This is a genomic window from Candidatus Woesearchaeota archaeon, assembly GCA_016180285.1.
GTDB lineage: Archaea > Nanobdellota > Nanobdellia > Woesearchaeales > JACPBO01 > JACPBO01.
Genome location: JACPBO010000003.1, coordinates 17021 through 31248, shown reverse-complemented (window position 1 = coordinate 31248; position 14228 = coordinate 17021). Strand labels below are relative to the sequence as shown.

At 38.3% G+C, this 14228-nt stretch carries 9 protein-coding genes; 5 read left to right on the top strand and 4 right to left on the bottom strand.

Annotated elements, in window-relative coordinates:
• Positions 1 to 7 precede the first annotated feature (7 nt).
• The gene (locus HYU07_00675; protein ID MBI2128730.1) at positions 8 to 880 is read left to right on the top strand and encodes a GGDEF domain-containing protein; all 873 of its coding nucleotides are present in this window, start codon (positions 8 to 10) and stop codon (positions 878 to 880) included.
• Here the strand turns inward: HYU07_00675 and HYU07_00670 are convergent.
• The 4 genes from HYU07_00670 to HYU07_00655 all read right to left on the bottom strand — a co-directional run bounded on the left by HYU07_00670 (position 869) and on the right by HYU07_00655 (position 5300).
• Positions 869 to 1372 (bottom strand): DUF4416 family protein, encoded by a 504-nt coding sequence (locus tag HYU07_00670; GenBank protein ID MBI2128729.1) that lies wholly within the window; start codon positions 1370 to 1372, stop codon positions 869 to 871. The two genes, HYU07_00675 and HYU07_00670, sit on opposite strands and share 12 nt — an antisense overlap.
• Positions 1369 to 2022 carry a nucleotidyltransferase domain-containing protein gene (locus HYU07_00665; protein ID MBI2128728.1) on the bottom strand — a complete coding sequence of 218 codons (654 nt, stop codon included), beginning with the start codon at positions 2020 to 2022 and terminating at the stop codon, positions 1369 to 1371. Before HYU07_00665 ends, HYU07_00670 begins: the two co-directional genes overlap by 4 nt.
• A 354-nt stretch (positions 2023 to 2376) precedes the next feature.
• The gene (locus tag HYU07_00660) at positions 2377 to 3744 is read right to left on the bottom strand and encodes an adenylosuccinate synthetase (protein MBI2128727.1); all 1368 of its coding nucleotides are present in this window, start codon (positions 3742 to 3744) and stop codon (positions 2377 to 2379) included.
• Positions 3745 to 3752: 8 nt separating this feature from the next.
• Positions 3753 to 5300 (bottom strand): IMP dehydrogenase, encoded by a 1548-nt coding sequence (locus tag HYU07_00655; GenBank protein MBI2128726.1) that lies wholly within the window; start codon positions 5298 to 5300, stop codon positions 3753 to 3755.
• 144 nt (positions 5301 to 5444) lie between these two features.
• Here HYU07_00655 and HYU07_00650 point away from each other — a divergent pair, with 144 nt between their 5' ends.
• The 4 genes from HYU07_00650 to HYU07_00635 are packed head-to-tail and all read left to right on the top strand — an operon-like array spanning position 5445 to position 14199.
• Positions 5445 to 7577, top strand: a complete 2133-nt coding sequence (locus tag HYU07_00650) for a hypothetical protein (GenBank protein ID MBI2128725.1) — start codon at positions 5445 to 5447, stop codon at positions 7575 to 7577.
• A gap of 8 nt (positions 7578 to 7585) precedes the next feature.
• Positions 7586 to 10615, top strand: a complete 3030-nt coding sequence (locus HYU07_00645) for a hypothetical protein (GenBank protein ID MBI2128724.1) — start codon at positions 7586 to 7588, stop codon at positions 10613 to 10615.
• 6 nt (positions 10616 to 10621) lie between these two features.
• On the top strand, positions 10622 to 11764 hold the full coding sequence (locus HYU07_00640; GenBank protein MBI2128723.1) for a hypothetical protein: 1143 nt from the start codon (positions 10622 to 10624) through the stop codon (positions 11762 to 11764).
• Complete coding sequence (locus HYU07_00635; GenBank protein MBI2128722.1) at positions 11761 to 14199, top strand: hypothetical protein; 2439 nt, start codon at positions 11761 to 11763, stop codon at positions 14197 to 14199. The genes HYU07_00640 and HYU07_00635 overlap by 4 nt, the downstream gene beginning before the upstream one ends.
• Positions 14200 to 14228: the final 29 nt, after the last annotated feature.

Below are 14228 nucleotides of genomic sequence, written 5' to 3'. Positions count from 1 at the left end.
AGGAGAGATGGTATTGATAGACAAGGAAAAAAAGGTAATAAGTACGATTGAGAACATATTAGCTAATTATAAGGCCGATTCTTTTCACAGGGCATTAGATATTTTAACAACCTCGATAAGCTTAGGCATGAGCCAAGAAGGTATAGATGCCATAAATAATCTTATTGTTGATCACCATAAAACATCATTAAAAAGACAAAAAACATTTGAAATAGAAAACAAAGTCTTAAAAACCGCAGCATTTCAGGATTATTTAACAGGCATTCCTAATAGAAAATATCTTAATATGTATCTAGATGCTGTAGTCAAGGAATCAGAAATTATAGTGGCTCCTGTTTCTTTAATCGCCTTTGATTTAGACTGCTTCAAACTGGTTAATGATATATATGGCCATAAATGTGGAGATCTTGTTCTTGAAAAAGTAAAAGAAATACTGCCAAATAATTTAAGGGGGTATGATCATGTTTTTCTTGATAAAAAGTTAAAAAGATTCTCCATTGATAAAAAAATAAGTATGGAAGCTCAGACTGGCAGAGAAGGTGGAGAAGAATTTTATGTAGTTTTACCAAATACAATATTTGAAGAGGCATTAATTGTTGGTGAAAGGCTGAGGTTTAAAACAGAACAAACATTCAACGGATTTTTCAATAGTTATGAGCCAATACCGACCATGGAGAAAAGAGAAGGGATGCCGCAACGGCTGGAAGGATTAACTGCCAGCATCGGTGTTGCAACTACAAACACATATTACACTCCCCATGGCAAAAGAGAAAACATTTTGCATGACGCCAAGGCATTGAAAGAAGCGGCAGATTTAGGTAATTATTTAGCTAAAAAAGATGGAAGAAACAGGGTAAGATCTGTGTGTTCAAAAAACTAAACGTATAAAAAACCCTTGGTTTTCTTTGGTTCTATAATCCGGAAACGTATGCCAGAATGCGATTGCTTTCCCTTCTTTGAATTCCAGCACTTTATGAGCATAAACCCTCTCGCTTATCTGCTCCTTGTAATTTGTCCCTTTCTTGAATGAAGCCAGAACCAAGGCATTGCTTGTTAAATGGCCAGGATCCAGGTTAATCCGCCTTTTATTGTTTTTTGAATATTTTTTTTCGATCTCTGTTGTAATAAGTTTTATATCCGCTAGCTTGTTTTTATCTATTTTATCTTTAAAAACTAAAAATTTTTTTAAAATCCTCTTGCCCATTTCATCTGCATAGTAATCGGTTATCTTTGAGAATTCGTATTCATGGCTTTCAGCTTCAATATCTCCGAATCTGGATTTTAGATCATTCACAGCATTGCTATAGAGCTTCTTATCCGAGAACATGATGCCGATGAAGAGCTTTGCCGGATGGGCTGTGATAATTTTCATTTTTCTCTAACCCAAATCTCTGTAATCTTGGGTGTTACTTTCTTCTTTGTAAAAAATTTCTGCACAACAACGGCTTCTTTTGATGGAACTATTATGTTGTTATTTTCCAGCTTTAATCCGTTTATTTTTTTAATCATCCCCTCGTGAACGTATGTTTTCTTCTTTTTACTTGATTTATATCCTACCAACTTCCTCAAGAAAGCAACCCTGTCTTTCTGCTTGAAGTCCTTAAGCGAGTATTCGAACAAGCTGTGCGATTCAAGATTCTCATAACCGCTTTTGAAGCTGCCATAAAGCACAATGCCGTAAGACTGAATCTCCTTCTTAAGCTCCCTCCACTTTTCGTCCTTTAGTGCCCCGATAACGCATTTTATTGGGTTTTTAATATTGCGTATATGCCAGACTTCCCTTGCTCTTATTTCGAACTCGTTGAGCGCCGAATCAACAAGCTCTTCTATTTTTTTAATCTCTCCAACATTCTTTACATCAATAAAAAGATCAATATCACTGTCTTTATCAAAATCCTTTCTGGCAACAGAGCCAAACAATATGACATTATTTATTTTATCTAAAAAATCCTTTTTAAAATACAAAACAGATAAAAAATCACCGATATATGAAAACATCTCATTCTTTTTCATTTTTGTCATATTCTATCTTATGATGCCCGGCTATTTAAATCTTTCTGTTAATATTAACATATTTTTCCGTTAATCTTAACATACTATTCTGTTAACAATAACAACATTTTCTGTTAGTATTGACACAGAGAATTTTGGGTTTTTATATGAATGTCAGAATTTTCCATCCAGTCTTTGACTGGTGGCAGAAAGCCAACCTTTTTCGTATGTGGAAAATTCTGAGCATGCTCAAATGTCAAAAATGCAACATTTTTGAGCAAATTTGAAATGTGAACATTTCCAATTAACCACCTGATATTATGAACGTAGCAACATGCCGCCCCATCTATGATGGGCAGTTTTTGACATATTTATGTTTCGGGGTTATAGTTTAACTATTTCTCCTCTTGCCGGACCTATTGACATGCCGATAATGGGGTTTTTGATATATCTTTCATGATCGACAATGTATTCTTTCAGATCTTTAGGAAGGCTTTCACATCCGCCTTTAACATAAGCTGCTCTTTTGTCATGAAGCGCTTTGTCAACTTCTTCGGGCTTTGATAAATCAGATGGACCATCCCATAAGTGCCATCTGTAAATTTTATTAGAATAAATTGGATTTACGGTTTCTAATTTTGAAGGAACCTTTTCTGTTCTTTTCCCATTGGCGTCATAGGCTGTGCAGACTTTTATGTTTTTATCCTGTACATTATCCGCCCTTGTTAAATAAATTCCATCTATATCATTAATCATTGCAGCATATTTTACTATAACCCAATCAGGATAGCCCACTCTTCTTTTTCTCCCTGTTGTGGCTCCGGCTTCTCCTGCATTTCTTTGGGTTTCAATTCCAAAATCATCTTCTGCCAATGTTGGCATAACGCCTTCGCCAACTCTTGTGGGATAAAGTTTTTCAACGCCATATATCCTGAATGCCTTTCTCGGCAAGCCTAACCCTCCTAGTGGATCTGTAGCTAAAAGGTGAGAAGAAGTTTGGTCTGGATTAGTTCCCATATCAATATCCAACATTGACCCTTGAGCTCCTTCAAGGATTATATTTTCTCCTTTTTCCAATGCTTCCCTTAATCTGTATTCAAGTTCACAGGCACATTTTCTTAATTCTTTTCGTATAGGATCGTGTACTGCAATCAACTCATCAATATATTTGCCAGTTACCAAGCTGGATATTCTTGCTGCTACTAGCTCATAGCTTTTTTGTTCCAGGACTTTTGATAATATATCATGGAAATTGTCACTTACATACTCTGCAAATGTTATTCTTGTTGCCCTGTTAGCATTGTCCATATAGAAAGGCCCAATTCCTGAACCTGTTGTTCCTATCTTTGAATCGCCAGTTCTTAAGCTCTCCTGCCAGGCATCTAGCTTTCTATGATAATCAAACAATATTCCTGTTCTCTCTGAGATATGAATTCCGGCACTATAACCAAATACACTTCTTGCTTCTTCAACTTCTTTTATGAATCTTTCAGGGTCAAAAGCAACATTAGGGCCTATTCCTATTTCTGAATTACTAGTCAAGCCGCTTGGTGCAGCATGAGCTACAAATCGTATAAGCTTGCCGTCAGGCATAGGGATGTACATTGTATGGCCTGCATTTGGGCCTCCTTGAAATCTCACAACCCATATTCTTTTATTGTTGATCTGTTTTGCTTCTTGGACTAACTCATCCAGAATTTTCGCCTTGCCTTCATCTCCCCATTGCAGTCCTACGACGATTGTGTTTGGCATTTTTAATTTTAAGTTTCTTTTTCTTCTTTATCTTCATATAAAATATCATGAGGATACATATCTTCTAATGTTTTTCTTGAGGCCTTCTCTACCACTGCCAATTGCCTAAACTCTTCCAAATTTGCTGCTTCTGCATTTGCAATTGTTGTTCTTATATAGCGGGCGCCATACTCTACACAAGGCTTCAACCTACCTTTGTATTTTACAACACCTGTAACTCCTTCAATTGTTGAGCTTGCAAAGCTTGAATGCAAATATCTTTCTACTGCCTTTGAAATGTTTTTTAGCTTAGTTTTATCATAAGCTTCTGCATAACCCATCCCCGCCATACCCAAAAGCCAAGCTTTTGGATGACCTTCCCCCCATGTTTCAACATACTTTATGCTATTTTCTTCAGAAGTAAGATTTTTATCTTCGCCAAGTTTATTTCCCGCAGCCTCATAAAACCTGTTGAAATAATTGCCCATCATAATGAAATCAGCAAAAGCAAGGGCAACTGTCATGTCCAGAACTGTTTTAATGCCGCCATCAATTACAAGCTGAACATATCTTCTTTTGTCTTTGTAATAGCGGTCTCTAGCTTCTGCAAGTTCTTCTGCTACAGTAAACTGGCCGCGGCCATTTCCTCTTTTGCTGCCTGTTCTGCAAATAGAGCCCACACCCATGCCGCCAAAAATGTAGTCAGCGCCTGCCTCAGCAAATATTAGAAAATGTTTTCCTTGAACGATATTGCCTACGCCGAATGGCTTGTCGGGAAATCTCTTCTTAGCATATTTAAGAATTTTAATGGCATCATCGAAGCAAGCATTTGAAGAGTCTATTGTTAGAGTATCAACATAAGGTCCCCATTTTTCAATTTCTTTTTTACAATCTTTTCCTGTCGTTATTGACATGCCGATAAAATTAGTGTCATATTTTTGCAAGAAAGCTATTTTATTTAGAATCTTATCTCCCTTTACTACATCTACTATGGGGAGGAATTTTTTGTCCTCTCTCGAAATAATCTCTTTTATCTTGCATTTATTTTCGCCGTTTACCAAATGCGGGATGCCTCTAGAGCAACTCTTTCGTAATGGAATCATTACTTCTTTTATTGGAGTAGATGGCGGAACTGCAGGCTTATCAGGATCATGAATATAAACCCCATATATCTTCGATTTTCTATCCACGATTGGAATAACGGAATGTCCTGTTCTGTTAACTTGCTTTATGACATCTTCGAGTGTTGAGTCGTACATCGCAACCACGGGGTTTTCCTGAAATTCTACGTCGCCTTTCTGCAGACGTGCATTTTTGTTTTCATCTAGAATTGCCTGTTTGTCTTCATCTCTCAAACTTTTTGGAATCATAGTTAATATGCCATTTCTTCCAGCCGCCACAGCCATATCTGGGCCAACAACACACTGCATCCTTGCAGTCATATAGGGATATTGCAACTCAATAGAATCGCCAAGTTTAGTTTGCAGAGAAACATCAGCAGGTTTACACTTAACCCAGTCTGGTAAAACAAGATATTCACTTAAACTCTCAGATATTTTTTTACTGACTTTAGCCAATCAAACCCCACCTCTATTTTGCTTAATTTGACTTCTTTTTATACTTTTCCATTTTTCATCGCCGCATATTGGTGACGAAAATCAAAGCCAGCCAAAACCGAAAACTATATATAGTGATCTTAAAGGTTATCGCTAATACTAAAAATGCCCATTAAAAGAGGTTTTTCAGGCAGAAAGGCCCAGATAACAGTATTTATAATAATCGGCCTGATCATCGTCATTGCAGCAGGGATTCTTATTTTTGTCGGACAAAAAAAACAAGAATTCAAGCCGACTATAGACCAGATTCCTGCAGAGCTTGAGCCAATAAGGACATTCACTGAATCGTGCATTGCAAAGCTGGGTGAAGAGGCTGTTGTGGAAATAGGAAAGCATGGCGGCTATATCAGCTTAGATGATTCTTATTTGCTTAATACGCAATATTTCATAATGACAAACAACCCGACAGAATCAGATGCAGTTGCCTTTTCTCCTGGCAGCAATTTCAAGATCCCTTACTGGTATTATATGACCTCTCCGAATGCATGCTCCGGCAACTGCCGATTCAGCTTTGGCAAGATTCCTCCTCTTGAGGAAGGCAGCACTTCAATAAAAGCCCAGATTGAAAGATATGTGAACAGGGAACTCCCAAAATGCCTAAATAATTACAAAACATTCAGCCCGGAATTTACAATAACGCCGACTGCCAATGCAGATGCAAAAGTGCTGATAACAGACCAGGTCATTATCGCAGTTGATTACCCTCTTACAATCAAGAAGCAAACAACAAATGCAATGCAGCATTTTAATGCCAAAGTCCCTGTAAATTTAAAAAATGTTTATGATGCTGCGATGAATTTGGCATTGATGGAGCCTGTTTTCGGATATCTTGAGAGATACACGATGAATCTTATTTCAGCGTTCTCAGATGTTGACAGGTCAAAGCTTCCTACAATATCTGAGTACAGGTTTGATTTTGGCCCAAGCACATATTGGACAAAAACAGAAACAAAAAACAAGATCGAAGGAATTCTAATGGCTTATATTCCTTTAATGCAGGTCAATAAATCACTGGCTTATAAAAGAATAACAACAGGCAGCGGCTATCAGGATGCGCTTTACAATAAAGTTGTGCTTCCTGAAATTTCAAATGGCCTTTCATTCAGATTCAATTACCTTGGCTGGCCGATTTACTTTGACATAAACAGCGAAGGCGAGCTTATAACTCCGGCATCAGCATCAACCAGCTTTAAAAGCTTCAATTTCGGAATGCAGCAGTATGAGTTCTACTATGATGTTTCTTACCCTGTTGTTGTTGAAATCAAAAGCCCGAATGACCTGAATAAAAGAGGCTATACTTTCTGGATAGCTCTTGAAGCGAATATAAGAAATAATGCAGCATTCAACGAAAGCTATACGGCGCAAAAACAGGAAGATGTTGGCAAGTCGCTTTTCTGCAATCAAAATCAGAGAAATTCGGGCAATATAACGATGAATATTACAGATGCAAAAACAAAAGCCGCCTTGAAAGATGCCCAGATAAGCTATGGCTGCGGTGAAAATGCATGCTTTATCGGAAGCACAGATGAGAACGGAATATTAAATGCAAAGTTTCCTATTTGCACAGGCGGGCTTGTTTCATTTGCGAAAGAGAATTATTACTCTCCTCTGTCTGCTTTGGATACAAAACTTAATGAAGACAAAGCAGTTAAAATATCCATGGAGCCTTATAGGACATTGAACTTTACAATAAAGAAGAAAGTGCTTAGGAAAAATGCAGCCGGAGATTGGGTGCTGAATACAAATCCTTTAAGCCTGTCGGATAAAGAAATTTCAAGCCTGGTGCTCAGCAGAGTTAATTCTGCATATGATGTTGATTTTGTGCAGGCATCTGAGTTTAGAAAAAACATCAGTGAAACATTTGAGATAAGCCTGATTCCGGGGAAATATGAAGTTACAGTCAACGATATATTATACGATGCAATAACAATACCGAAGGAAACAAGAAAGGAAAGCGGAGGATTATTTCATGACGATATTGAATATACGATCCCTGAAGTTAAGTTCAAAGCAGAAGACGGCGTAACAGCAGGCGGCCTTATGCTCAATAATGAAACAGGGCTGTGGAATGTGAATGCTGCTTCGCTTGACAGCAGCAATCTTGTGACATTTTATATAGTGCAGGCAGATCCTTACAGCTTCAGGCACATTGAGGATCTGGAGCAGATGGGCAAAACATCTGATTATAGCGCGCAATACAGAAGGCCTGAATTAGAGCCGCTTTTCAGCAGGGAGTAAAAAATAAAATGTTGAATAAGAAAATTGTTTCGATTGCCCTTTTTATGATAGCTTTGATTATTCTCATCCCTGTTTACAGCGCAAATGCAATTGCAACAAGCTTTTCTGTTTATACAATAAGCGGCAAGGATGGCGTTAATGGATATAGAAGACAAGATGACAAAACATTAATAACCGCCCAGGCAGATCTTGACGGAGATTCTGATATAACCCCGAATCAGGTCAGGTTTGGAACTGACAATTTTTCAAATTGTGTTAATGTAGGCGGCGGGCTGTTCCAATGCAGCTACTCTTCCACACAATTCCCGATAACTCCGAAAAGCTACACTGTAACGCTTTATTTATGGAATGATGCTAATGTTTCGCAGGCAACACAAGCTTCCCAGATAACAGTGGACAACCAAGTTCCAATTATTTCCTCTTTTGGCGCAGCACAGACATCTGTCGGAATAGCAAATGTTTCTTTTTCTTATTCTATAAATGACACGGCATGCGCCGATTCAACATGCTCCGGAAAATGCTCAGGGATAAACAATATTGATGTTTACGGCAATAATGCGTTTTTGCAGAAAATAATCCTGAATTCATCATTATGCGCTGTTTCAGGCGCATTCGGCGTTAATTCCTCGCAGCTGGCAGCAGCAAGCAGCGATGTTTCAGTCTGCATAACTGCTTATGACAAATTTAATTTTTCATCATCTGCTTCATGCAAGACATTATCTGTTGATTTAAGCGCGCCTACGATTGACGCAGCATCATTCGCAATAAAAAGCAATGATGTTTCAGTTTATTATATCCCTGCTGCAGGAATTTCAGCAACCATCTCAGTTGATGTTAATGATGATTCAGGAACAGTTCCAACTGTTTCAGCTGACTTGTCGAAAATAAATCCAAGCTATGCTGCGTCAGTTACAGCAGACAGCTGCACTGGGCCAGGGCCATTCACATGCTATTGGAACAGCAGGATTGTAACGGCAAATTCAACTAAGGTCATAAATGTAACAGCAGTTGATGGCGCAGGCAATGCAAAGACAGAGCAGATAACATATACTTTTGGGATTGATAATACTGCTCCTGATGTAACATTCATTGGGACAACCAATATGCATAACAGCACGAGCTATGTTGTTTCCGGCTATAATACATTGAAGGTTACAATAACAGAAGCAGAGTCCGGCATTGATGCTGTTTATCTTGACTTAAGCGCTATTGGTGGGGGGGCGTCTGTAAAATCAAACAACTGCACAGTATCCGGATCAACATGGAATTGCTATTGGTACAATATAACTTCAACGCTCGCAAACAATGCTGAAGGCAAGATATTGATCTACGGCGATTTAAAGGACAGGTCAGGCAATGCTTACACTGGCCTTACTTATGGAACAGTAAAAGCAGACTTATTAACGCCTTCGCTTGATTCAATAATTGCATCATCCTATGATGCCTTGGGCAGCCATAACTATACAAAATCAGGGGATTTATTGACTATTGTTGTTAATGTAACAGAAGACAAGGATTTAAATGCAAATGCTAATTTTTCAGGCATCGGCTTAGGGGAAGCTGAGCCGGGCGCATGTGTTGATTTAGGAAGCTCAAAATGGAGCTGCTCATGGCAGACTTCAGCAGTTGCATCTGGCTATTTGTCAGCTTATTTGAAATTTAATTTTTCAGATCCCTTTGGAAATTCATTGCTTTATTCTTACCCGATTGTTATTCTTGCTGTTGGCAATGAAACTTCTCCGAATTACTGGGAAGTCGGAGATGTAGTGGCAATGCCTTATGCGCTTGACTTGGGCGTGATGGACCTTATCGAGCAGAGGATGTACTTCAGCATTCCTTTGACTGCTTTAAACCCAGATGCGCAGATTCTTAGCATGGAGCTGGGAAGCTGCGCTGGCGATACAAATTATTTGTCTGAAACTCCTTCGCTGATAAACGCAGAGCAGAGCACAAACCCTTATGTTTTACTGCAGTTTGCAGCAACAGCAGACAATCTTACAGAGCTAACCTATAACTGTTCGCTTAACATAATGTCGCAGGTCGGCAATACAATAGCCGGCTACCCTGAAGTTGAGAATCTGAGCTTGGCTGTGAATTTCTATAAAAGCGATCTTGGCGAATTCGGGCAGAACATTGAGGATAAAATAAAGAAAGAAAAAGACAACTGGATTGTGGGCAATAAATGGATAAGCACATTGAAGAAATTTCTTTATTATGCGGAGAAGATCTGCGGATTGCTGTATACATTCGGAAAGTTAAAAGCGCTATTGGAAGCTCTTGGCAAGATCACAACTGCTCTGTCTTTTATTCCTATAGGCGTCACCAGTATAATAAAGGCAAAAACTGATGCAACAACCGAGATTTCATCAACTGGTTTAAAAGGCGCGGCGGATCTATTGGATGGCTTTTGCAAATTCGTTTCCTGCAATCTTTATTATGGCGATAAAAATATTATTGGACAATATCAAAAGTGGACAAGCGAGAACATAATTGGAAAAATGGGTGGCGATTTTCTTCATGATTGGACTGGAAAAACTCCCCTTAGCTATGAAGGGCAATTTACAGGCAGAGACCCTGGAGGCTATATGAATCCTAAAGACAGCATTGTATTGAGTATGCTGACATTCTGCGTTCCTGGCATCATATATAACCTTGAAAAATACAGGCAGATAAAATGCCAGTACATAGACTGCCTAAAGAATGAAGTGCCGCAGGGAATTCCAATTTCCGCTTGTGATGCAGTCCAAAGCCAGGAAACATGCAAGTATTTTGTAGGAGAAATCTTTAAGGTATTTCCCTACACTGCAATGTTTGATTATTATATGGGCATGATTAAGGATATGCTGTCTGATCCGCTGAGTTTATTAGGGACACTTGCAGCGTGGTATTGTAAGCCATTAGTCGGAACTTCAGGCCCAGGTTATATGTTTTGTACAATAACTGACACACTTTCATTAATAGGCGATATTATACAAGATTTCAAGTCAATTGGCAAAGGATGGAAGCTGACAGACAAGGATTATTGCAAGGAGATTTGAGATAAAATGAATGAAACAATAAAAACATCAAATTTGCAAAGAAAGACCATAAGTGCCTTATGTTTTGGAATTGTTCTATCCTTGGTCCCAACGGCATTGAAGGGGGAAGAATTAAAAACTAAACTTGGCCAGGAAATGCAAAGAAAATATGTCATGAATCAGCAGGAGCATGATGAGTTGCTAAAAAAAATTGCAGAGCTTCAGAAAGAAAGTATTGATGAAATATCCGAAAAGCGCACAAAACGCCATGATGAAATAATTACAGACCTGCTATATTCGACAAATAATCTTGGAATGAATGCAAAGAGCTTAGAAGATATCAACATGTATCTGGCTGACTTTGGCGAATACTTATTTGTAACCCGTATTAAAACAAAACATAACGATAGCCCACAGGTTGTTTTTGGAACTATCATAGAGAAAAAAGAAAAGAGTTTGACAATTGAAGATAAATTAGTCAGCTACACTCACATTATTTTAAGAAGCCCCAAAACAAATGCAGCAGCCTTACTTCCCGTTTGTTACGATGCTGAACAGAGAGTCATTGTACACGATTTAAGCGGTTATATGGCGATAGGTGATGGAGCATGGTCATTGCTAGACACGCCTGACATATTATTGAAAGAAAAAGGGAGTTTTGATGAACTTTTCTACAAAGAATTTATAAAACCAGACTTTCTGGAACTTTATGAAAGAACAAGCAAACTAGCAAGAGGCAAAGATGAGTTTATAAATATCGTAGCAAATCAGTTTATAGAAGACAACATATGGGAGGCAGTCTATCACTTCATAATAGATGAATCAGAAAGGGGCACCGGTGATAAGACAAAAGATTTGTGTGCAATTGGATTTAGGTTGCATCATGGAACACTGGGGCCTGCTGCATTTATGCCCTTATTTTATTTTTATGCTTTTGAGAAAGATGATGGAATAGCCACAAGAGAAGTTGCAATTGATGCCCTTAACATGGTCTCTTCATACTTAAGGACAGAGCAAAATCTGAGAAACAGATTTCAAAATATAATCTCCATTAACAAAGATTATAAAGACGTGCATCCAGATATACCTGAAAATTTGATAGACTTGTCAAAACTTAAACCAAGCGAAATCAGGGAGATCGGAAGGGCGATGTATAGCTTAAAAAAATGAAAAAGACAATATCGGCGGTGGTTGCAGTTGTATTGTTACTCTGGCTGGTTAGTTTAAGTAATGTTATCGGGACTGATAAAATAATTATTCGATATGATGCAGCTATTGGGTTTACTGGAGGCAGGGGATGGACTTATATGGAAGGTTATTATAAATGGAGTTCTGACGGAAAATGGTTGTACAGTAAAGATAACAAAGAGTATTCAGATAGTACTACATTAAAATACTTAGATTTCAAAGAAGGAGTTCAAAAACTAGTGGATACATCTGACGCAGGTACATATAGCAATAATGACAACATAAAATATAGTACTGATGGCGGTACGGGATGGTCTGAATGGGAATCCTATAAAAAAGGAGATGTTAGGTTGGCTAATTTTTTACAGCCCACTTATCAGGCAGCTTCAGAATCGATAAACGAAAAATCAGATATACAAACACAAGTAGCGCCAGAGGCAGTAATAGTAAAAACAACAACACTGATATCAGAAGCAGACTTTAAAAAATCAAACCATGATTCAGGTTTAACTGATGAGCAATTAAGTGCTGCTTATAAAAACGTGTACATACCTGGTTTGACAACTACTGAAGGCGCAACAGCGAAATCACCAACTTATGATGTCAAAGAAGTTAAAGATAATGCTAATAAAGTTATTGGCTACATGATAGTAGGGGGCGATACAACAGTTTATGCTACACAAATAGCTGCAAAAGAGAGGTCAACTATTCTAAACGCAGAAGCTAAAAAAACTGAAAACATTAATACATTTACGGCTGGTCATGTTGGGGCTTCTGACGCAGGTTATGTTTCTTCAGATGGAGTAACGCCTGTAATGAAAACAACTGATGGAAACTATTGGCAATATGATGGCAGTAACTGGAATCCAGTTGCAAATGATGGAACAGTTATAAAAGTCACAAAATATGGAACCGCCACAACAGTAACAGAAAACTACAAATTTAATGATAAAGACAAGAGTTTCACAGCAGGGTCTGTTGTTATAATGACCTGGGAAGGCAGTAGTATGGTCATGGCTACTATGACTCCTGGTGTTTATAGCAGTCTTGGAGTAAATACGGCGGCGGGCGATATCGTAACAGCTACTGGTACTGATACATTAAGCGTAATAAATAAAGACGGAACTAATTTAAGAACAGCAACTATAACCCATGGCGGTCAAACTGATGAGAAATCAACAGTTACGTTTATGGCCAGCGATGGAACAACGCCAATAAGGCGAGTGACAACAGACAATTCAAATGCAAATAGTCATATTTCAATAACAGAAATATTCGAGACCCGCTATTATGATGCTCAAGGCAATTCAATCAGCGTTGATGATTACAATAAATTAAAAACTCAAAAAGAAAAAGATAAATATCCTGATAAGAAAACAACCCACACATCACATACAGGGACAATTACAGATGTCGCAGGCAAAGAAATCGGAAAAATAAATTATGACTATTCTTATTATACTGAAGATGGTGTTGAAACTGCTGCAATGATAAGTTATACGAAATATGCCGATATATATGCAGATACATCTAACCTTATATTCAGCGGAGCTCCTGGAACGCAGTATTTTTATGTTAGCGGAGCAAATTTGAATAATATTGATTTGAATGGTGTTGTTGATACTACAGGAAGAGTTAGCACTATCCCGTCAGGTGTTGCTGTTGTAACTTTTGAAAATGGAAAAGCCACGGACTGTAAAGGCAATTGTGGGGATGATAAAAAGAAAGCCGAAATAATGGCAGAAGCAGATACAGCTCAAAATCAGAGAGCAGTGCGCGACTTCTTTGGCCGCCTTGACTTTGCTCTCACAAAATTCTCCGGGTTGTCGGGATTCTCATCATTGATCTGGGGTGATGATCAGCTGAATGAATGGAGAGAGAATGTTGACAAGCTCTTTGCAAGCGCCTATCTAGGCACAGAATACTGGACAAGCGAGATATGCAAGTCAAGCATTGAATCAGTTCCGTCAAATGTTGCAATGGTTGAAACTGCACCGGGAGTTTTCCAGGCAGCAGCTACAGTATCCGCAGAAAGGTCTCCTGCTGTTCCTTTTGAAAATGCAACAATAAACATAACGCAGAATGCATTCCAGTACTTATATAAAATATCCGCTTATGTCAAGGCAGTTGAAGATGATACAAAGTTCAACATTTATGTCAGCAGCTCGAATTTTAACAAGCCAATCTTTAACGAAACAAAATCCCTTAATGAAGGCGAATCATTCTCTCTAACCGGAGACGCAATAATCACAAAGTACAGCTTTAGTTATTATGATACAATCTGCATTGTCTTTGAATCAGGCGATATCTCCAATACATGCAACGCAATACCCGAATCAAGCGGAGTAGTGCTTACAGGTGCAGAAACAGGCACAACAACCACTGGCGGCACAACAACTTCCTGGGAAGATTGGTAAACATAATTTCATATAGTTCTGATTTAAAG